This is a genomic window from Hyunsoonleella sp. J2K-J805 (assembly GCF_057167125.1).
The window spans coordinates 1330891-1353276 of record NZ_CM169901.1; the positions used below are offsets into that span (position 1 = coordinate 1330891).

Below are 22386 nucleotides of genomic sequence, written 5' to 3' on the forward strand. Positions count from 1 at the left end.
TCATTAAGATATTTCTTTTTCAAGTTAGCTTTTTACACCAATATAACGGTATCGAATTCATATTTAAATCTTAAAATATCATTAACAACTATTGTGCAGTATTTAATTGCTTGTAGAAAGATAGATATTGCTGGTTGTTGGGATATAATTGCACTAATTGTTGCGCAATATTTTTGGCCTTCATTAATTTTCCATCCTTTTGATAGATATAGGCCAAAACATATAATAAACTTTCGTTTTGAGGTGCTATTTTTAAACCTTTTACAACGGTTTGTTCGGCTTTTTTTAGATTTTTCACCTTATCATAAAGTAAACTTAAATTATAATAAAACCTCACATTTTCTGGCATATACTTAATTGCCAAAAGCATCTGTTTTATCGCCTCATCTGTTCTATTCAATTCTGCTAATAATAAAGCATAAGAGTAATAGGTTTGTGCAAATTCTGGTTCTTGCTTTATAATGGTCTTAAATGCCGCTTCTGCGTTTTTAACGTCTCCACTTTGATAGTATAAATTGGCAAGATTTGTTCTTATCATGGTATTTTGGGCGTCAATATCTAAAGCCTTTTCATACCATTTTATAGCATTGGCCACATCGCCTTTTTTAAGATAAAAGGCCGCTTTCTTAGCGCGCCCTCCACTAAAATCGGCTGTAACACTAAGGTGTGTGTTAAACTCTTTTTCCACTTTTTTGTATACCAACTTATACTCCTCGGGAATTGGCATCTCATCTAGAGCGGCTAATACAAAAAATGCCTTTACCCTTACAGCACGTTTCTCATCCTTAAGCAATGGTAAAAAAGACTTTACATAGTCACTAGTATTTAAATCATTAAACGCATCTATAACAGCCCCTCTAATTAAAGGCGACTCATTATTTATAAAGCTCAATAATTCATCAATAGATTCTGGCGTAACATAATCGCTCATTGCCCTTACTGCTGAAGCTCGGGCAAATTCGGGATAAACGGTATCTTTTGATAATTCTAATAATTTTTCAAAACCATCCGAATTTCCAGTTAAAGCTGGTGCTAATAAATCTGAAAAATGTTTAGATTTTGGTTCACCATGGTTTACCTTGTATTTCTCCCAAGCCCAAGTATCATCTTTATCAGTATGGCATTGCGTGCATGCATTTGGCGTACCATATTTTAAACTTAAATCTGGACGCGGAATTCTAAAACTGTGGTCTCTTCGGTAATCATTACCCATGTAAATTTTCCCCGCCATATGGCAGTTGATACATTTTGAACCTTCTGAATTTGTTGTATGAAAATGATGTGATGGCGCATCATAAACCTTAGTGTCGTGGCATTGCGCACAAAGTTGATTTCCTTGAAATTTGAGCTCTAGTGAATGTGGATTGTGGCAATTGGTACATGTTACATTGTTTTGGTACATTTTACTCTGTAAAAACGACCCGTATACATAAACTTCATCTAAGATTTGCCCATCAGGATGATATAAGTTATTAGCCAGTAATTGTGGATAATAGTGATCCAAGAATGTACCTTCGAAGTTATAGTATTCGGAAATCTGCTCACGTCTTACGTGGCATCTTGCGCATTGGTCTACCAACTCTTTGGGAGGGGTCTCTAATGTCATTTTAAGCGTACCATCAGACGTATAGTTAATGCCTTGTGTGTTTGCGCGTTCAACATGAGTCTTTCCAGGGCCATGGCAGGCCTCACAGTTCACGTTAATCAAAGCATATTTAGTATCATAGCTATGCGTTTCGATATCATAATTTTTACGAACATTGGTAGAATGGCAATCGGCACACATATTATTCCAGTTTAGCCCACCTCTAGACCAGTGTAGCCATTCGGAGTGCACCACCTTAAAATCTGGATACAAATCAAACCATTTATGTTCCTGGGTATCCCAAGCGGTTCTTAAACATTGATAGTGCCCGTCTGGAAACTTAACGATGTACTGTTGCAGCGGTTCTATTCCAAAAGTATATTCAATTTTATAATCGTGATATTTGCCATCACGTCCTTCTGTATTAACATAAAATGAATCACCCCTTTTGAAAAAACGAGAGGTTACTCCTTGACTTTTAAAAAGCCTATTGTCGAAATCGCCAAGAATAGTAGAAGCACTTGCAATCTGCATTGCCTTATCATGATGAGACCCTTTCCAATCCTTAAATTCTTCATTATGGCAAGACGCACAAGCCTGATCACCTACGAAGTGATTATCTGGAATTAGATATGAGGAGGTGAATTTTTTATCACTAATATCCTGTACATCAATATATTCTGCTTTATTATTTCTACAGGAAAAACACAATAAAAGTGTTAAAATCAAAAAGATTGAACGCATAAATGGCTACAGTGAAATTATGGAGACAACATTACCTAGTTATCAATCAAAAATAATTAATAATCTCACAGCAGCAAAGGTTTTTCAAGGGAAAAGGAATTAAGTAAAATTTTAAAAATACGTTCTATGTGAACATAAAAACGGAATCAATCGAATGTCGTTTGTTAAATTTTTAAAACTTTTGCCACTTTTGTAAGGATTATCCATTAGGTATTCGTAATTTTGTTTAACAAAAATTGCTTTTTAATGAACAATATACAGGTAAATTTTAGTATTAAGGATTTGGAAAACCTAACTGGTATCAAGGCACATACCATTAGAATTTGGGAAAAGCGCTATAATTTATTGACTCCAAATAGAAGTGATACCAATATAAGAAGTTACAGTTTAGCTAGTTTACAAAAACTATTGAATATATCGTTTTTAAACAACAATGGTTACAAAATCTCAAAGATAGCAGATCTCACGGAAGAAGAAATCCCCATAAAGGTTAGAGAAATAGCATCTAGAGCAAAAGTTGAAGACCATGCTATCAATGCATTTAAGTTATCCATGTTAAATTTTGATCAAGTATTGTTTTATAATACATATAACAATCTTATCGAAAACAAAACGTTTAGCGATATATTCTATGATATATTTTTGCCACTTCTTAATGAAATAGGTTTACTGTGGCAAACAGACACCATTACACCAGCTCATGAGCATTTCTTAACTAGCCATATAAAGCAAAAAATTCTGTTGAATATAGAACGCTTACAAATTTTAGAGCCAAAACCAGTTTCCAAAACATTTATATTGTATTTGCCGGATAATGAAGTGCACGACATAGGTTTGTTGTTCATCAATTATCAATTAAGAAGCAAAGGTTATCACACAATATTTCTTGGAGAAAGCGTGCCAATGTCTAGTTTGGCAAGTGTTTTAGAGTTTTTTGATGAAATTACGTTTATATCTTACTTTACAGTAAACCCAGAATTGAGTGAAATTCCTAACTACATTAAAGCATTTGATGACCTTCTATTAAATAATGATAAAACGGATTTGATACTGTTAGGTCCTAAATTAATTGGTTTAGACGAAAATGTTCAACTTCCAGAACGCGTTAAAACATTTGATTCCATTGAAAATCTTGTTAAAGATTTATAAATCATTATATTTCTGTTTAACTTTTCTATATATTTGTTAAACAATGAGGAAAACAATAGCTATAATTGGTTCTGGATTCTCTGCACTTTCAGCCAGTAGTTACTTAAAGCAGTACGGTTTTGACGTATCGGTATTTGAAAAAAACAGTACCGTTGGTGGACGCGCAAGACAATTAAAAAAAGAAGGCTTTACTTTTGATATAGGCCCAAGTTGGTATTGGATGCCAGACATCTTCGAAAAGTTTTTTAATGATTTTGGAAAATCAACTTCGGACTATTATCAGCTCGACAAGCTTAGTCCTGCTTACAAAATTTTCTTCAAGGATGAGGTAATCACAATTGGAGATACCATGGACAAAATATGTAGAGAGTTTGAGCGTATTGAACCTGGTAGTTCCAAACCATTAAGGCAATTCATTGATAAAGCCGCAACCAATTATGATATTGCCATCAACAAAGTTGTTTTAAAACCTGGTATTTCACCTTTTGAATTAGTAACACCTGAAACTGCAACTCGTATAGATCAATTTTTTAAAACCATTAGTGGCGATGTTCGGAAAAAATTTAAAAATCCTAAATTAATTTCAACCCTGGAATTTCCAGTGCTTTTCTTAGGTGCAAAACCCAGCAATACGCCAGCATTTTACAGCTTTATGAATTATGCCGATTTTGGTTTAGGCACTTGGCACCCTAGAGGCGGCATGTATGAGGTTATTAAGGCAATGAAATCCCTGGCCGAAAGTTTAGGCGTTAAAATATACACCAATAGTGCAGTAGAAAAAATAAATGTAGAGCAAAAAACTGCCACTTCAATTAAAGTAAACGGGGAAATCAAAACATTTGACATCGTTCTAAGCGGAGCGGATTACCACCATTCTGAAACTTTACTTGACGAAGCTTCCAGACAATACTCTGAAACATATTGGTCCAAAAAAACATTTGCCCCTTCTTCCTTATTATTTTATGTAGGGTTCAATAAAAAGTTAAAAAATATCGAGCACCATAATTTGTTTTTTGATACAAGTTTTGAAACCCATGCCGAAGAAATTTATGATAATCCACAATGGCCCAAAGACCCATTATTTTATGCAAATTTCCCATCTGTTACAGATGCGTCCATGGCACCAAAAGATTGTGAAACTGGTTTTTTCTTAATTCCTATTGCCCCAGGTATTGAAGATACCGATGAAATTAGAGCACAATATTTTGACATCATTATGTCGAGATTTAAAAAATTAACGCAACAAGATATTTCAAATAGTATTATATTTAAAGAATCCTTTTGTGTTAAGGATTTTATTAAAGAATATAATTCTTATAAAGGAAACGCATATGGGATGGCAAATACGCTTTCCCAAACTGCCTTTCTAAGGCCAAAATTAAAAAGTAAAAAGGTAAAAAATCTTTATTTCACTGGTCAACTCACTGTCCCTGGACCTGGAGTACCGCCATCGCTAATTTCTGGAAAGTTAGTAGCGCAACTTATCAATAAATACCATAATCAATAATATGAAAGCATTATTTGATACCGTTTCATACAATTGCAGTAAAGTAGTAACAAAAAATTACAGTACTTCATTTTCGTTAGCCACCAAAATGCTATCGAACTCCATTAGAATGCATATATATAATATCTACGGGTTTGTAAGATTTGCCGATGAAATCGTCGACTCGTTTCACAACTTTGATAAAGAAGATTTATTTGAACGCTTCTCAGTAGATTTAGAAAATGCACTTAGGGACAAAATAAGTCTCAACCCCATTTTAAATTCATTTCAGCATACATATCATGAATTTAACATTGATAAAAGTATGGTTGATGCTTTTATGAAAAGTATGCGATTGGATTTACATAAGAAAGACTACCTTTCTGATGAGGAATACAAAGCATACATTTATGGTTCTGCAGATGTGGTTGGCTTAATGTGCTTGAAAGTATTTGTAAATGGCGATAACGAAAAATATAATGAATTGAAAGATACCGCAATGTCCTTGGGGTCTGCATTCCAAAAAGTGAATTTTTTAAGAGATTTGAAGTCTGATTTTGCGGAGTTAAACAGAAGCTATTTTCCAAATGTAGATTTGGACAACTTAGATGAAAATTCAAAACAGCAAATTATTGATGATATAGAAAGCGATTTTGAAAAAGGTTTAAGCGGTATTAAAAAATTACCAATGGAAGCCAAATTTGGAGTTTTTATGGCTTACCGCTATTACAGTCAGCTTTTGAAAAAATTAAAAAAGACACCCGCTTTAAGAATTAAAGATACTCGCATTAGAGTTTCCAATCCCAAAAAAATTGAACTCTTGGCTCGTAGTTATGTAAAATATCAATTAAATTTAATGTAATTTTATACTATGCAAATCGTGTATTGGATATTAGTGTTTTTAGGCACTTATTGCTTTATGGAATTTATGGCGTGGTTTACCCATAAATATATTATGCATGGGTTTTTATGGAGTTTACATAGAGACCATCATCATAAAGACCACGATAGTTGGTTTGAACGTAACGACTTGTTTTTTATTTTTTATGCCGTAGTAAGTATCGGCTTCTTTCTACTTTGGAGATATTACGGCTTTTGGCCTGGGCTACCCATTGGCCTAGGAATATTCGCTTACGGTTTATCATACTTCTTAGTGCATGATATTTTTATCCATCAGCGTTTTAAAATGTTTAGAAATGCTAATAATTGGTACGCTCACGGTGTGCGTAGAGCACATAAAATTCATCACAAACATCTAGGAAAAACAGACGGTGAATGCTTTGGGATGCTTTTTGTTCCTTTTAAATACTTCAAAAGAAAATAAATAGAAATGGTGAATGATTCCCATTTCGACTACATCATTATTGGAAATGGTTTGGCTGGTTTGCAATTGGCTTTAAAAATGGCCTCGGATGCTTTTTTTGATGACAAGCAAATAGCACTAATTGATCCTTCAACCAAAGAAGTTGATGATAAAACATGGAGCTTTTGGGAAACCGAACCCTCACAATGGGGTGATTTACCCTATAAATCATGGAGAAAAGCTAAAATTTTTACTTCTGAAAAAACAATTGATTTAAAGCTTGCCCCTTACGCCTACAAATCTATAAAGGCCATTGATTTTTATAACTACGCTAAATCAACATTGCAAAAGTGTAATAATATCTACTTTGTCATAGATGAAGTAGTTTCTCTGGCTGTAGATAAAAAAGTCCTTGTGACTACTGCAACATCTCATTTTACCGCAAACCATGTATTTGATAGTAGAGTTCCTGATGCATTTTATCAAGATGCTAAAAACATTAAAATCAATCAGCATTTTAAAGGTATCGTTATTAAAACTGGCAGTGCCATTTTTGATGAAGACCACATCACTATGATGGATTACCGATTAAAGGATGGCTCACAAACCACATTTACTTATGTGTTGCCATTCTCAAAACATGAAGCCCTAATAGAGTTTACTTATTTTACCGAAAACACCGTTAGCGAAGCCGTATATGATACCTACATCAGACAGTATATTAATGATTATCTAAAAATTGACGACTATAAAATTATAGCATCTGAAAAAGGCAACATCCCAATGACCACATTTCCTTTTGACGATCACAACACTAAAAATATTACAAAAATTGGCACAGGCGGTGGTTGGGTTAAGCCCTCCACAGGGTATTCGTTTAAGCACACCGAAAAAAAAGTAGCTAAAATTATAGAAAACTTAAAAGCGAATAAAACACCTTCGGCAAACTTGTTTAAAAACAAATATAAATTTTACGATAAAGTGTTTTTGAAAGTTTTAAAAGACGAAAACCATAAAGGTGAATGGGTTTTTCAACAGTTTTATGATAAGAACAGTATTACAACCATGTTCCGGTTCTTAGATGAAGAATCTACCTTTTTAGAAGAACTGAAAATTATGAGTTCCCTTTTCTCATGGAGTTTTATCAAAGCGTTTTTTAAGACCCTTTAGTTTGTTTCTGCTACCAATAGTTTATCAATAGTTTTGCGTACGGTTTCGCTGTTCCAATTTGCAGCACCTGTTTTGTCAATGATTATATTTCCATTAGTATCGATCAAAAAGGTTCGCGGAATACCTCCTACATCAAATACCTGTGGATATTTTGTAACAGGTTTATATACGTTAAACTTGTACTCGTTTTTGTTTAAAAACTTTTTAATCACCTCTTGCTCTTCATCAGAAACAAAAAGGAACTCTATTTTATTACTGTAATCTGCATAAAGCTTATCCATACTGGGCATTTCTGCAATACACGGCGGACACCATGTTGCCCAAAAATTGATGAGTACCACTCTGCCTTTAATATCTCTAAAATTTAGCCGTTCTCCATTAATATCAATTAAAATCCAATCAAACTCACCTATATGTTGTTGCTTTGAAGCATCAATCGTTGAGGGGCTAAATAATGCCAGTCCTTTATTTACAAGCACCTGAATTGGCTTCCTTGTCTGTGGTATAATAAACAAAGCGGCTACACCGAGGAAAATCAAATTTTTAATATGTTGCTTGGTAATTTTCATGAACTATAGTGTCTATACTTGTTCCCGTTACTGGTTTGAAAATCAGAGATTTTCCAATTCTTATTTTGGAAGCTGCTTCGCCTCTTCCCAAAACACATCCATTTCAGCTAGCGTCATATCTTTTAATGGTTTGTTAAGAGCTTTTGCCTTTTCTTCAAGATATTGAAAACGTTTTGAGAATTTTTTATTCGTACGCTCTAGCGCATTTTCTGGATTAATGTTTAAAAACCTAGCATAATTAACCATAGAGAACATCACATCACCAAATTCACTTTCCATTTTAGCTTCATTACCAGAATCCACTTCAGCTTTAAATTCATTTAACTCCTCCTCTACTTTTTCCCAAACTTGATTCGGTTCTTCCCAATCAAAACCTACTCCTGCAACTTTTTCTTGAATCCGGTTGGCTTTTACCAAGGCCGGTAAGCTTTTAGGAACCCCTTCCAACACGCTTTTTTTGCCCTCTTTAAGTTTTAAATTTTCCCAGTTGCGTTTTACATCGTCTTCATTTTCTACCTTTACGTCACTATAAATATGTGGGTGTCTGTTTATTAGTTTTTCGCAAATGGAATTGCATACGTCAGCAATATCAAAATGGTTGGTTTCACTTCCAATTTTAGAATAAAATACAATGTGCAGCAACACATCGCCTAACTCTTTTTTTACCTCTTCTAAGTCATTATCCAAAATGGCATCTCCCAACTCGTAGGTTTCTTCAATGGTAAGGTGTCGTAGTGTTTCCATAGTTTGTTTTTTATCCCACGGACATTGCTCTCGTAACTCGTCCATAATGGTTAACAATCTATCGAAGGCTTTGAGTTGGTCTTGTCTGGAATTCATTCTAAATATTTTGGTAAAAATACAATTTTGATTTGCTTGAAGGAATGGCCAAGGCATAAATTAGTTTTTAAAAGTATATAATTCTCGAAAATCTCTTTAATCAAAAACAGAGAGAAATACATCATAAAATTCTATTAAAAAAGTAAGTTGTTTAGTTTATTTGAAGAAAGAAAAAACGCTATATTTAATGTAGCAATATATCAAAACTTATTAGAATCTAAATCAACTCAAATGCAGTAGGTATTTGTGTTTTTATAACTGAACAAACCTTATCTAAACTAAATTTTAAATGGCTAAACAAATAACTTTACTTTTCTTTTTAATTTTTGGACTAAACGGTTTTGCCCAAAACTCATTCTTAAAAGGATATTATATCAATAACGCTAATGAAAGAGTGGACTGCCTTATTAAAAATGATGACTGGCTAAATAATCCCACTCAGTTTGAATATAAACTTTCTGAAAATTCGGAGCAAAAAATCCAAACCATTACTTCTGTGAAGGAATTTGAAATTACTGGTATAACAAAATATGTAAGACAGGATATAGATATCGATAGATCTAGCACAGTAATCGAAGAGATGGACTATAACAAAAATCCTGTTTTTAATAAAGAACAACTGTTTTTAAAGGTACTAATAGAAGGGAAAGGGAGTTTATATTTATATGAAAACGGTGGTTTAATAAGGTATTTTTTTAATCAAGACCTTTCAAAAGTGAAACAACTGGTTTTCAAAAATTATCTAACTGACAATGGACAAGTAGCTAAAAACGAACAATTCAGACAACAACTATGGAATGCCTTAAAATGCGAAAGTATTTCCATGGACCAGGTCGCAAAAATAAATTATAGGCAATCAGAATTGATTAAGTTTTTTGTAAAATACAATGAATGTACAAATTCAGAATTTGTCAATTACAAAACCAAACAAAAGAAGGATTTATTTAATTTAACTATTCGTCCAGGTGTAACAATTTCTTCATTGGTTTTAGATGGACCAGTTATTAGGGAGCCTTTTGATTTTGACGAAGGTTTAACTTCTTTTAGGTTTGGGCTTGAAACAGAATTTATTTTGGGATTTAATAACAATAAATGGGCTATAATATTGGAGCCTACCTACCAACAGTTTGAATCAGAAGCTGTAGTAATTTCAAATAGAACCACTGGAGAAAAATCAATAGCAAAAATAAATAATGAATCTATACAGTTTAATTTAGGTATACGATATTATATGTTTCTGAATAAAGACTTAAAACTTTTCACCAATGTTTCGATGGTTATTGATAACAATAATTCATCAGTTGATGTTAGAAGTGAACGTGGTCTACCCATTTTTTCATCTGAAGGTATGTCGGGGATTAGCGTAGCCCTTGGTATAGGTTGTAAATATAAAGAAAGATATAATTTAGAACTAAGGTACATACCCAATAGAAATATTTTAAATGGTCAAGGGGCTTGGGGTGCAAAATTTTCATCCGTATCCATGGTTTTAGGATATTCTATGTTTTAAAACCTAGCTTGCGTAGACGTATAAGTTAGAGTCCCCAGCTCTTTTTTCACCTCTTCCAAATCATTATCCAAAATGGCATCTCCCAACTTATAAGTTTCCTGAATGGTTAAATGACGTACGGGTTTCCATGGTTTGTTTTTTATCCCACGGACATTGCTCCCGCAGTTCGTTCATAATGATTAATAATCTATCGAAGGCTTTGAGCTGGTGTTGTCTGGAATTCATTCTTAATATTTTGGAAAAATACAATTCTAATGGTCTAGAAGAAGACATTACGCTTTATAAACTAATTTAACCAACGAAATTATCAGAAAAAAACGATAACTTCGTTTAACGGCGGATATCCGATAGCCCATTATTTATTATTAACACTCAAGAATTTAAATATGAATAAATGAAAATAATGATGAAAATAAAACTACTATTTCTTTTAACAACAATTTTTAGTTTTAATTGCTATTCTCAAATTTCTTTTGAAAATGGATATTTCATTGATAACAATAATCAAAAAACTAGTTGTTTAATTAAAAATCTTGATTGGGAAAAAAATCCAACTGAATTCAAATATAAACTATCAGAAAATGGTGAATTGAAGGAAAATTCAATAAAATCGGTTAAAGAATTTGGTATTCATAACGTTTTAAAATATGTGAGAAGCTCCGTAAAAATTGATAGGTCTAGTAACAAAGTTGATGAATTAGATAATAATAAAAGGGCTATATTTAAAGAAGAAGAACTCTTTTTAAAAGTATTAGTTGAAGGAAAATCGACTTTGTATACTTACGTTGACATTGGTTTAGTTAGGTATTTTTACAGCATCGGAAAATCTAATATTGAGCAATTAGTATTTAAGAGTTATCTTACTGATGAATATAAAGTTGGTACAAATAATAGATTTAGAAATCAGCTATGGAATAACTTGAAATGCTCTCATATCAAAAAGAGCAGAGTAGAAAAAATAAAATACAGAAAATCAGATTTGGTCAATTTTTTTGTAGACTATAACAACTGTAGTAATCAAGAATATATCAACTTTGAAGAAAAGCAAAAAAAAGATTTATTTAATTTGAACATCAGGCCTCGATTAAATAGCTCTTCATTTGAATCTAATTTTAGCAATTCTACTATTCAAAACTCAATAGATTTTGGTTTTGGGCTAGAAGCAGAATTTATTCTTCCTTTTAATAAAAATAAATGGTCATTTATCGTTGAGCCAATTTATACAAGTTTTACAGTAGAAAAATCAACTAACGGAGGTTTAGAAGATGTAATTAATTATAGTACTATTGAATGCAATGCTGGCGTAAGATATTACTTCTTTTTAAATAATAATTCTAAAATTTTTATAAATACTTCTTTTATTTATGATTTAAGAATAAATGAATCAACGAACCTTACAACAATATATATGGCTTATGGTTTAGGTTATAAGTATAATGATAAATACAGCGTAGAGTTAAGGTATCAATCACCTAGACAATTAGGTAATGGTATAAATGTCAATTCTAAAACATTATCAATAATCTTTGGATATTCTCTATTCTAAAATAACAACACATAACTTAAGACATGTATAATTTATTGCTAGATCTAGCCTACTTACGAAAACCCTCGCGGATTTTCAGTTTGGTGTGTACATTAGAGCTTTCTCAAAAGGCTAATTTAAGTCTTAGACAGTTTGAAAGAGCGTTTAAACATCAGTTTGGAATTACAGCCAAAGATTTTCAAAAAACAACACGGTTTCAAGAGGTTATTAGAAACTTACTTCTAAATAAAAACTCTAATTACCTAAATACAATTTTAAAGAATGGATATTTTGACCAAAGCCATTTTATAAAAGAATTTAAATCTTTAACCGAAAAGACGCCTTTAGAATATTTTACTGATAAAAACTTTAATTGTCACTTTTATCATAAATCAATCAACCATAACCCGATTTCTAACCTCTAGAGATTAATCTTATGATATAGCGATAAACGAATCTTTCTAAAAGCTAGACTACTTTTAGGTTTAAAAACGAGCGGGCAAATGTGCCCCGCGTTAGTCCCGATAGCTATCGGGATGAACGGCATGCTTCGACTGCGCTCAGCACAGGTGCTTGAAATCCCCGATCCCGATAGTTATCGGTTGAGGGATTGAGTAGTGAAATATTTATATTCACGAATTCATTAATTTGAAATATAAATCAATGAGTAAAGTCCGACCACGCCCGTGGCGTGGTAACCTGCCAGTCGGCAGGCAGGCGCCCAAATAAAAAAACCTGTCAGGTTTATAAAAACTTGACAGGCTTTGTTTAAAATATATATACTTAAGTATTAAGCGTTTTGTTTCTTAATCAAGTTAAGCGCAGAACCCTCGTTATACCAAGCAATTTGTGCATCGTTGTACGTATGGTTCAACTTAATAGTATCTTTACTGCCATCAGCATGAACTATTTCAAGAGTTAATTGCTTATCTGGAGCAAATTCGTTTAAGTCTAAAAAGTTGAACGTATCATCTTCTTGAATTAAATCGTAATCATTCTCGTTAGCAAAGGTTAAACCAAGCATACCTTGCTTCTTTAAATTTGTCTCGTGAATACGCGCAAACGACTTTACGATTACCGCTGCAACACCTAAATGACGCGGTTGCATTGCAGCATGCTCTCTTGATGATCCTTCACCATAATTATGATCTCCTACAACCACAGTTTTGATGCCTTTGGCTTTGTAAACACGCTGAACATCTGGCACACCACCATAATCTCCTGTCAATTGATTTTTAACAAAGTTTGTCTTTTTATTGAAGGCATTTACCGCACCAATTAAGGTATTATTGGCAATATTATCTAGATGCCCTCTAAAACGTAACCATGGACCTGCCATAGAAATATGGTCTGTGGTACATTTTCCAAAGGCTTTTATCAATAGTTTAGCTCCTGTAATGGAGTCTCCAAGCGGCTCAAAAGGTGTTAAAAGCTGTAAACGTTCTGAATCATCTTTTACCACAACATTTACGTGACTTCCATCTTCCTCAGGTGCTAAATACCCATTTTCCTTTACATCAAAACCTTTTGGTGGTAATTCCCATCCTGTTGGTTCATCAAGCATTACTTCTTCTCCATTTTCGTTGATTAATTTATCCGTCATCGGATTAAAATCTAAACGACCAGCTATTGCAATAGCTGCGGTAATTTCTGGTGATGCTACAAAAGCGTGTGTGTTTGGGTTGCCATCGGCACGTTTTGCAAAGTTTCGGTTAAAAGAATGTACAATACTATTTTTTGGCGCGTTTTTAGGATCTGAATATCTCGCCCATTGCCCAATACATGGACCACATGCATTGGTAAATATCTTAGCATCTAATTTTTCAAAAACTTGAAGAATACCGTCACGCTCTGCAGTGTAACGTACTTGTTCAGAACCTGGGTTAATACCAAATTCTGCTTTTGTTTTTAAGCCTTTATCTAAAGCTTGTTGTGCTATGGATGACGCTCTTGATAAATCTTCATAAGAAGAATTGGTACAAGACCCAATTAATCCCCACTCTACTTTTATTGGCCATTCATTATCGGTAGCCTTTTTAGTCATTTCAGAACCTACTGTTGTAGATAAATCTGGTGTAAAAGGTCCGTTTAATAATGGCCCTAGTTCTGATAGATTTATATCAATAACTTGGTCGAAATATAGTTCTGGGTTTTCATATACCTCTGGGTCTGCTGTTAAATGAGGTTTAACTTGATTAGCAGCATCGGCTACATCTTCCCTGTCGGTAGCTCTAAGATAACGTTCCATAGAATCATCATAACCAAATGTAGATGTGGTTGCCCCTATTTCGGCCCCCATGTTACAAATGGTTCCTTTTCCTGTACAAGACATGGACAAAGCACCAGGGCCAAAATATTCTACAATGGCGCCAGTTCCACCTTTTACCGTAAGAATTTCCGCAACTTTTAGTATAACATCTTTAGGAGCTGTCCAACCTGATAGTTTACCTGTTAACCTAACACCTATTAATTTTGGAAACTTCAACTCCCAAGCCATACCTGCCATTACATCTACAGCATCTGCTCCTCCTACACCAATGGCTACCATACCTAATCCACCAGCATTAACGGTGTGAGAATCAGTACCAATCATCATTCCACCAGGAAACGCATAGTTTTCTAAAACTACTTGGTGAATAATACCGGCACCTGGTTTCCAAAATCCGATACCATACTTGTTGGATACAGACTCTAAGAAATCAAACACCTCACTACTAACAGTATTGGCATGTTTTAAATCTTTAGCAGCGCCTTCTTTAGCTTGAATTAAGTGATCACAATGAACTGTTGTAGGCACAGCGACCTTATCTTTACCAGCTTGCATAAACTGCAATAACGCCATTTGCGCAGTAGCATCTTGACATGCAATTCTATCAGGAGCAAAATCAACATAATCCTTTCCTCTTACAAATGCCTTGGTTGGCGTACCATCCCATAAATGATTATATAATATTTTTTCAGAAAGCGTTAGTGGCTTTCCAACAACTTCACGTGCTTTATCAACTCGCTCAGCCATTGTGGAGTAAACTCCTCGTATCATTTCAATGTCAAATGCCATATAAAATTTTTTAAGGTTTGTTATTTTATTCAGTCTCGCAAATTACGAAATTATTACAAAGTTTTAAAAAGAAACAGCGAGTAACAACCAGTATTGATACTTATTTACTATCTCACTATTATTTGAAGGTATGATTGTATTTTCTTTACCAGTATTATAGTATTTCTAATGAATTAATAATTTATGATTTGTGTTTAATCAATACCTTTGGTAAAAACCTAACTTTAGAATGCTTCTTATTCTCTTAACTTGGATTTATATTGCGGTAACCTGCCTTAATTTTGGGTTTATTTTTCGAAGAATTTTTAAAATTACTGACTGCCATTTTACGATGCATCAGGTTTTAGGATTATTTCTTTATACTATTTTAACCAGCTTTGTTGCATTTTTTTTTAGAATCAATATTGAATATTACATGGGTGTTTTTTTGCTGAATTGTGTATTGCTATTTTGGTTTAGAAATGACATAAAGCACTACTTAAAGCTTGTTTTACAAACTTTAAGTAGTTTAAAAATATCTTATAAAGCCTTATATCTATTATTGTTTTTCGTAGTGCTTGCACAAAGTGCTACTAGGCCCTATTTAATTGACAATGAATCTTATTACATACAAACCATTAAGTGGATAAATGAATTTGGCTACGTTGAAGGTCTTGCCAATTTGCACCTCTTCCTAGGGCAAAACTCCTCTTGGCATACGTTACAAGCTGGGTTTAGCTTTCCTTTTATTTCGAATTGTTTCAATGATATTAATGGGTTTCTTTTTATCGTATTGGGGTTTCTTTTTATTGAAAAACTGAATAGAGGTTCTAATGTTCAGGATTATTTCGTAGGGCTTACACTGGTTTTCAGTTTGTTTTTTATGCAATTTGTAAATGCGCCTTCTCCTGATTTGGCTATCTTTTTATTGACACCCTATGTAGTTTATGAGTTTATTGCAAGCTATAATAACATAACAGCTAGCAAGTTTAAAATATTACTATGCGTAGTACTCTTTTTGTGTTTTATAAAAGTGACTATGCTTATTATAGCCCTTTTGATATTGATACTATACTTGAAACACTTTAAAACCTTGAAAGCACAGAGTTCAAAGTTTGTGGCTTTATGTGCTGTGGTACTTGGATTGTTTCTATTTAAGAACTATACAATTTCTGGATATTTGCTATACCCAACATCGGTATTTGATATTTTTGAAGCGGATTGGAAACTACCTAAAGAGTTATTGCAACTTTATAAAACCGGCACTTACCAATCTGGTTTTAATAACATTAATACATCCTCTTTTAGCTTTTTTGAAAAACTGAAATATTGGCTACAAATTCCAAAGCTGCACGGATTTTTTAACAAATTATTTTTAATACTATTGGCAATCTTCCCAGTTTTTATTTTGAAACGTAATAACAAAAAAGCTCTTTTCATTATTTATGCTCTTGGTATTCTTCAATTTATAATAGTTTGGTTAAACTCACCACAATACCGTTTCTTTTTTGTATTTATATTGATTTTCTCACTTCAGATATTCATTGGTCTTTTTAAATCACGAAAACTAGGATTATGTTTAGCTTATATCTCTATAGGTTTAAGCCTTATTCCTATATTCATTCCTTTGAATCTCAACGTCTTTACCTCCAATCAGTTTGCAATGTCTTTTAGTAATTTCAAATCTAAAAACATTATAATACCAGAAAAAAACACAAAAACAGCAACTACATTTTCTGAAGTAAATATTGACGGTTTCCATTTTAACTCTCCTGGTGAAGAAGTTTTCTTTTGGGGTACTGGAGATGGCGATTTACCCTGTGTTAACCAACAACAGGTGGAGTATATAAAAACTTACTACAAGTATCTCCCTCAATTAAGAAGTGAAAATTTGAAAGATGGATTTGTGTCAAGAAAGGTTAACAATTAAAAACTTATGCTATGTCTTTTTATATATCACTAATAATTTTGCAATAGCCCAGATAATGGCTAATAATTTAAAGCCTACGCTTATTGATATCAAAACATTCCCAGTAATTAGTCCAATTTCAAAATGGGTAATCTTAAATAGTGCACCAGTAGTAGCAAATGCAATTCCCAATAAATAGCAAATTATTGGAAATATAAATGGTTTTAACTTCACTAAAACAAGCTCTTTATCACCTGATATTCTGAAATACCTTCAGCCTCAGCCTTGTAATTTTTGATGATTCTATGCCTTAATACACTTGAGGCAACCGCTTGCACGTCTTCATTATCTGGAGAAAACTTTCCATTGATAGCTGCATGTGTTTTTGCCGCTAAAATTAAGTTTTGAGATGCTCTTGGTCCCGCACCCCAATCGATATATTGTTTCACCAAGTCTGGAGCTGTTGTACCATTAGGTCTTGTTTTTCCTACCATGGTAACGGCATATTCTATCACATTATCAGCTACAGGAATTCTTCTAATAACATGTTGAAACTCTAAAATTTCCTCCGCTGTAAACAATGCATTTACCGTAACCTTTACATCATTTGTTGTTGCTTTCACCACTTGTACCTCTTCTTGAAACGAAGGATATTCTAAATTAATAGCAAACATAAAACGGTCTAGTTGTGCCTCAGGTAAAGGATACGTTCCTTCTTGCTCAATCGGGTTTTGTGTAGCTAAAACGAAGTATGGTAAGTCCAATTTATAATGATGACCTGCAACCGTAACGGCGCGTTCTTGCATCGCCTCTAACAATGCTGCTTGCGTTTTTGGAGGGGTTCTGTTTATTTCATCTGCTAAAATAATGTTTGCGAAAATAGGGCCCTTTACAAATTTAAAGTGACGGTCTTCGTCAAGAATCTCACTGCCCAAAATATCACTTGGCATTAAATCTGGTGTAAATTGAATGCGCTTAAAATCCAATCCCAACGCTTGGGCTATTGTATTTACCATCAGTGTTTTGGCTAATCCAGGAACACCAATAAGCAAAGAGTGCCCACCAGAAAAAACAGATATTAAAATTTGGTTTACAACATCATCCTGTCCAACAATAACCTTAGCTATTTCTTGTTTTAAGTCTTTATATTTTTTTACAAACTGTTCTACTGCAGCTACGTCGGACATAAACTTCTATTTTTTTAACCAGTTACTCGAAAACTCACAAGCCCTCATATTCCCTGTTATTTTAATGTAGGTATCATCAATTTTTTCTGCTTGCCAATCTTCTATTGCTTTAATTTTCTTTTCGTTTAAGGCTAACTCTTTAATCTTTAAAAAGTCTCTTGCATAATCAGCCTCGTGATCTTCCACTCTATCAGAGACCGTAAGAATCTTAAATTTAAGTTTATTTGATCTATCTGTCTCACCCACTACTTGACTCACTTCTCCGTCTTTTAAATCTTGAATTTGAGAATATAATTCAGGATCCATTCTTGTTAATTCAAAATTATAATCTTGGGTTTCAGGATTTATCAATTGCCCTCCATCTAATTTGGTTACAGAATCGTCGCTTATTTCCTTGGCGGCTTCGGCAAAGGTAATTTCACCATCAACGATTTGCTGTCTTATTTTTTCGAGTTTTTCTTTAGCTTCAATTTTAGCTTCAGTTGATACTTCGGGAATTAAAAGTACATGACTCACATCATATTCTTGACCTCTAATTTTTTCACAATACACAATATGGAATCCGAAATCAGTCTCAAAAGGTTCTGACACCTCGCCCTCTTGTAAGGAAAACGCAGCTTCCCTAAACTCCTTTACCATTCTTGGTTTTTTTCTATTCAGCGTATATTTATAGCCCGATTGCTTGATACCAGGGTCTTGACCGTAGAGGATAACTTTTGATCTAAAGCTAGCACCATTCTCTTCAACATCGGCCTTAAATTGTTTTAGCTGATTTATAATTCGTTGTTTTTCTTTGTCAGACACTTTTGGTTCTACGACGATTTGCGCTACTTTTAATTCTGTACCAAAACTTGGACGCTCTTCCTTAGGTATTTTATTAAAAAACTGTCTTACTTCTTCAGGTGTTATTTCAACTTCCTCAATTACCTTGGCTTGCATGCGTTGGGATAACATCATGTCCTTGTTGGTTTTAAACATTTCATCCCTAAGATTTTCTTCACTTTCTTTATTATAAATTGATAATAACCTATCCATATCTCCATTTACCTGAGATAAAAATTGCTGAATTTGATACTCCACATTATTTCTAACTTCTGCATCAGAAACTAAAATACTGTCTTGAATGGCATGATGTGCATACAATTTGTTCTCTAAAAGCTTACCAAAAAGTTGACATCTGGTAATATTTTTAGTATCAACGCCAGAAGCCTGCAATTGTAAAAATTCTTTATCAATATCAGAATTTAGTACAATATAATCTCCCACTACTCCAGCAACACCATCAACTTTTACCGGTTTAAACGCCGAAGTAGAATCGTTAGTTTTCTCTTGTATTTCCTTTTCTGCTTCAATTGGCTTGTCTTCAATAATCTCTTGAGCCTGCATTATTCCAACAAACATCAAAAGTGATAAAAGGTTAATTATATATTTCAAATTCATTGTTTTTAATGGCATCTTTTGTAATATCTTTTTCTAATTTTTTTATAAGTTCCAGCTTACGTTTGTTGATAACAATTTGATTAATTGTTGGTTTTACATACTCTAAAGGTGCAGTGTCATTACGCAGCAATACATCATTTACTTGCATCAAATATACTCCTAATGAGTCTTTGAGTTGCACAAAATTAGATTTTTTTAACAGTTGAATTTTGTTTTCCGAATTCACCCCTGGAATCTTTGAGATAACCTGACTCATTTTAACCCAAATAGAATCATTGAGTGAGTAAGATTTAAATTGGATGGCAATAGAATCTAGTGCTGTTTTATCTTCTTCATCAAAGCGCTTAAATCGGTCTTTAATGTTGCCGAAATCTATAATATTTTCATCCACATGGATGTATCTAAACTTTATGAGTTCTTCGTTGAGCTTAAACACATCTTTATTTGCTTCATAATAAGTTTTAGCTGCTTCATCACTAACCGCGGTATCTAAATTCTTTTTAACTAGCGCTTCTAAATAGGCTTTACTAAATAAATCGTTTTTGTATTGCGCAACTAACTTGTTGAAATTATTCTGCTTTTCCTCACTAAGATTTATTTGAGCCCCACCGACCAAAAGTTGTTCGGTTGCCCATTCTTTTATAAAATTCTGGATAATTAATACGCTATCTTGTTCATTAGTGTTTTCGGATACTAAACCCTGTAGATCATCTTCATAAAGATAACTATCATTTACTCTGGCAACAGGTTTTCTATCATCGGTGGTTCTAAAAATATCGCAAGATACTATTAGAACTACAATAAGGATTATGTTGAGGGATTTTTTGCTCACAGTTCTTATTTAACATCAGCTTTAACTCTCTTTAAAGCGTCATTATTAATGACCACTTTGTACTTGTTTTTAAGCTCTTCCAACCAAATATTTTCTTTGTACGTTTGGTAATCACTCATCACCAGCCCCTTGACGTCTTCGTAGGGTTTTTGCTTCTTAGGTAATACCTTTGAAACATTTGCCACTATAAAACCGTTGTTGTGTTTATATACTTTTGAAACACCTTTCTTCAATGCAAACGTTTTTGGTAATGCCTGATGACTTACATCCATGGTGTCGATAGTGAAAATCACATTAATTGCTCCATTAGTGTTTACCAATGCCTTAATGTCTTCAACAGCCATATTTTTTTCCATGAGTTTAGCTACTTTCTTTATTACTTTTTTATTGGTAGAAAATGCAACCTCGGTATGAGCTCTAACAGGTAAAAAATAGTTCTCTTTATTCTTTTCATAGAACTTTTTAACCTCTACAGAGTCTTTTTTAGCTGCTTCCCAAATAGTGCTCTCCATCAAATCAAACAATAATAATCCGTCTCTATACTCACCCAAAATATGTGCAAAATCCTCATTTTCATTTTCAAGATTTTCTTCTTGATACTGTTTTAGATTTGAGTTTAAAAACGACGTATAAGCATCATTAACAATTTTATCGAAGCTTAATTTTCCTCTAATACGCTTTTGTTGAGACAACAACATATCTGCAAAATCTAAATTAGTTAATTGCTTATCACCAATCTTTAAAAAAGCTAGGTCTCCTTTAAAATCTTCAGGCAATTTCCATGTACGTTGATAAAAATCATCATTTAGTATTGAAGTGAAATAACTTAAATCTGGAGAATCGTCAGTAATACGATACTTCTGTTTTAACTTCGAAATTAATGCTTCTTCAATTAATTTTGAACGTGAATCTCTTTTTACCTTTTGCTCCAACTCTTGCCTTATTTCTTCAAAAGTCCCAATAGGTTTTGCATTTACTAATTTAATAATATGCCAACCAAATTCGGTTTTAATGGGTTCAGATATGTCTCCTTCATTCTGCAAAGCAAATGCGGTTTCTTCAAATTCTGGCACGCTTAATTGTCCGCTCGAAAAAGCCTTAAGCAAGCCACCTAGAGGTGCGGAGTTCTTATCATCTGAAAACTGTTTTGCTAAACCTTCAAACTCTTCTCCTTGTTGAATCTTTTTATAAATTTCACGAATACGCTTTTCAGCATCAGCAATAGTATAATCCTCTTTTGGCCTTATCATAATATGCTTAACCGTGCGCTCCCCTCTTGCTTTTCTCTTATCCAAAACCTTTACAATGTGGTAGCCAAAACGGGTTCTAAATGGTTGAGAAATCTCTCCTACTGGTGTTTCGTATGCTACCTTTTCAAATTTGTACACCATTTTAAAGGCAGAAAACCACCCCAATTCTTCACCAAAAACAGTTTTTCCATTATGCACCTGTTTTCTAACCGTTTCAAAATCTTCATTTAGCGCACGCTCCCTTAATGCTTTAATTTTGTTGTAAGCTACTAAAGTATCTTCAGGATTTGCGTCTTCCCCTAACCTAACCAAGATATGATTTGCTTTTATGTCGGCAGTTAGATGCTCATAGGCTTCTTTAATCAATGCATCATTTACCTCAGCATCTGTCATGTAGTTTTTTGCCAATTCCTTCTTGTAGTTTCCTAGCTCTCTTTGGTATGCAGACTTTTCGTGTAAACCTTGTGCCTTAGCTTCTTTTAGCTTCAATTTATAGCTTACAAAGAGCTTAAGGTATTCGTCAATATCTTTTTGAGATTCGTCTTGAACCAAACTTAGGTTTTTATTATAAACCCTTAAAAACTCTGAAACATAAGTAGGTTCTTCTGCTACAGTAAACAATACTTCTTTATTCTGTTTTTGGGCAAACCCAAAGCTTATATAAAGCAATGTAAAGATTAAGACAAGAGACTTAAATTTCATAGTAGGATATTATTATTCAACGGATACAAAAATACTAATATATAGCTTTAAAACAAGTTGTGTTAACAAACGTAAATAAAGGGATTTTATTTTAAGTTTTTGATGTCATTTCACTCTAAATTTCAGACCTTTGAACACCAATAGATAC

At 33.4% G+C, this 22386-nt stretch carries 18 protein-coding genes and 1 pseudogene; 10 read left to right on the forward strand and 9 right to left on the reverse strand.

Annotated elements, in window-relative coordinates:
- Positions 1-88 precede the first annotated feature (88 nt).
- Positions 89-2329, reverse strand: coding sequence for a tetratricopeptide repeat protein (locus AC1B0Z_RS05835; RefSeq protein WP_483794679.1), 2241 nt, complete (start codon positions 2327-2329; stop codon positions 89-91).
- Between the two features lie 246 nt (positions 2330-2575).
- Between AC1B0Z_RS05835 and AC1B0Z_RS05840 the strand changes: the two genes are divergently transcribed.
- From AC1B0Z_RS05840 to AC1B0Z_RS05860, 5 genes are read left to right on the forward strand one after another with little or no spacing between them, the layout of a single operon-like run.
- Positions 2576-3478, forward strand: a complete 903-nt coding sequence (locus AC1B0Z_RS05840; protein WP_483794681.1) for a MerR family transcriptional regulator — start codon at positions 2576-2578, stop codon at positions 3476-3478.
- Positions 3479-3521: 43 nt separating this feature from the next.
- Complete coding sequence (locus tag AC1B0Z_RS05845; RefSeq protein WP_483794684.1) at positions 3522-4985, forward strand: phytoene desaturase family protein; 1464 nt, start codon at positions 3522-3524, stop codon at positions 4983-4985.
- A 1-nt stretch (position 4986) separates the two neighbouring features.
- Complete coding sequence (locus tag AC1B0Z_RS05850; RefSeq protein ID WP_483794686.1) at positions 4987-5826, forward strand: phytoene/squalene synthase family protein; 840 nt, start codon at positions 4987-4989, stop codon at positions 5824-5826.
- A gap of 9 nt (positions 5827-5835) precedes the next feature.
- Positions 5836-6288: a sterol desaturase family protein gene (locus AC1B0Z_RS05855; RefSeq protein WP_483794687.1), complete on the forward strand. Its 453-nt coding sequence runs from the start codon at positions 5836-5838 to the stop codon at positions 6286-6288.
- 6 nt (positions 6289-6294) lie between these two features.
- Complete coding sequence (locus tag AC1B0Z_RS05860; protein ID WP_483794688.1) at positions 6295-7437, forward strand: lycopene cyclase family protein; 1143 nt, start codon at positions 6295-6297, stop codon at positions 7435-7437.
- On the opposite strand, the gene AC1B0Z_RS05865 is transcribed toward AC1B0Z_RS05860, so the two are convergent.
- Together AC1B0Z_RS05865 and mazG are read right to left on the reverse strand one after the other, a co-directional pair.
- On the reverse strand, positions 7434-8006 hold the full coding sequence (locus AC1B0Z_RS05865) for a TlpA family protein disulfide reductase (RefSeq protein ID WP_483794689.1): 573 nt from the start codon (positions 8004-8006) through the stop codon (positions 7434-7436). The two genes, AC1B0Z_RS05860 and AC1B0Z_RS05865, sit on opposite strands and share 4 nt — an antisense overlap.
- Positions 8007-8066: 60 nt before the next feature.
- A complete protein-coding gene (mazG, locus tag AC1B0Z_RS05870) occupies positions 8067-8846 on the reverse strand; it encodes a nucleoside triphosphate pyrophosphohydrolase (RefSeq protein ID WP_483794690.1) in 780 nt (259 codons plus the stop codon).
- A 289-nt stretch (positions 8847-9135) separates the two neighbouring features.
- Between mazG and AC1B0Z_RS05875 the strand changes: the two genes are divergently transcribed.
- Complete coding sequence (locus tag AC1B0Z_RS05875) at positions 9136-10356, forward strand: porin family protein (RefSeq protein ID WP_483794691.1); 1221 nt, start codon at positions 9136-9138, stop codon at positions 10354-10356.
- Between the two features lie 26 nt (positions 10357-10382).
- Here the strand turns inward: AC1B0Z_RS05875 and AC1B0Z_RS05880 are convergent.
- A pseudogene (locus AC1B0Z_RS05880) lies at positions 10383-10581 on the reverse strand (nucleoside triphosphate pyrophosphohydrolase); the annotation flags it as partial.
- A 169-nt stretch (positions 10582-10750) separates the two neighbouring features.
- Between AC1B0Z_RS05880 and AC1B0Z_RS05885 the strand changes: the two are divergent.
- Positions 10751-11902 carry a tRNA modification GTPase gene (locus AC1B0Z_RS05885; RefSeq protein ID WP_483794692.1) on the forward strand — a complete coding sequence of 384 codons (1152 nt, stop codon included), beginning with the start codon at positions 10751-10753 and terminating at the stop codon, positions 11900-11902.
- A gap of 23 nt (positions 11903-11925) precedes the next feature.
- Positions 11926-12306 carry a helix-turn-helix domain-containing protein gene (locus AC1B0Z_RS05890; RefSeq protein WP_483794693.1) on the forward strand — a complete coding sequence of 127 codons (381 nt, stop codon included), beginning with the start codon at positions 11926-11928 and terminating at the stop codon, positions 12304-12306.
- 365 nt (positions 12307-12671) lie between these two features.
- On the opposite strand, the gene AC1B0Z_RS05895 is transcribed toward AC1B0Z_RS05890, so the two are convergent.
- Complete coding sequence (locus AC1B0Z_RS05895; RefSeq protein ID WP_483794694.1) at positions 12672-14939, reverse strand: aconitate hydratase; 2268 nt, start codon at positions 14937-14939, stop codon at positions 12672-12674.
- Positions 14940-15168: 229 nt separating this feature from the next.
- Here AC1B0Z_RS05895 and AC1B0Z_RS05900 point away from each other — a divergent pair, with 229 nt between their 5' ends.
- Both AC1B0Z_RS05900 and AC1B0Z_RS05905 read left to right on the forward strand, forming a co-directional pair.
- On the forward strand, positions 15169-16848 hold the full coding sequence (locus AC1B0Z_RS05900; protein WP_483794695.1) for a DUF8201 family protein: 1680 nt from the start codon (positions 15169-15171) through the stop codon (positions 16846-16848).
- Between the two features lie 55 nt (positions 16849-16903).
- The gene (locus AC1B0Z_RS05905; protein WP_483794696.1) at positions 16904-17026 is read left to right on the forward strand and encodes a hypothetical protein; all 123 of its coding nucleotides are present in this window, start codon (positions 16904-16906) and stop codon (positions 17024-17026) included.
- Between the two features lie 34 nt (positions 17027-17060).
- On the opposite strand, the gene AC1B0Z_RS05910 is transcribed toward AC1B0Z_RS05905, so the two are convergent.
- From AC1B0Z_RS05910 to AC1B0Z_RS05925, 4 genes are read right to left on the reverse strand one after another with little or no spacing between them, the layout of a single operon-like run.
- Positions 17061-18014 carry an AAA family ATPase gene (locus AC1B0Z_RS05910; protein WP_483794698.1) on the reverse strand — a complete coding sequence of 318 codons (954 nt, stop codon included), beginning with the start codon at positions 18012-18014 and terminating at the stop codon, positions 17061-17063.
- 6 nt (positions 18015-18020) lie between these two features.
- Entirely contained in the window at positions 18021-19454 is a 1434-nt protein-coding gene (locus AC1B0Z_RS05915) for a peptidylprolyl isomerase (RefSeq protein WP_483794699.1), read from the reverse strand.
- On the reverse strand, positions 19432-20286 hold the full coding sequence (locus AC1B0Z_RS05920) for a peptidylprolyl isomerase (protein ID WP_483794700.1): 855 nt from the start codon (positions 20284-20286) through the stop codon (positions 19432-19434). Before AC1B0Z_RS05920 ends, AC1B0Z_RS05915 begins: the two co-directional genes overlap by 23 nt.
- 5 nt (positions 20287-20291) lie before the next feature.
- Positions 20292-22238 (reverse strand): peptidylprolyl isomerase, encoded by a 1947-nt coding sequence (locus AC1B0Z_RS05925; protein ID WP_483794702.1) that lies wholly within the window; start codon positions 22236-22238, stop codon positions 20292-20294.
- Positions 22239-22386 lie beyond the last annotated feature (148 nt).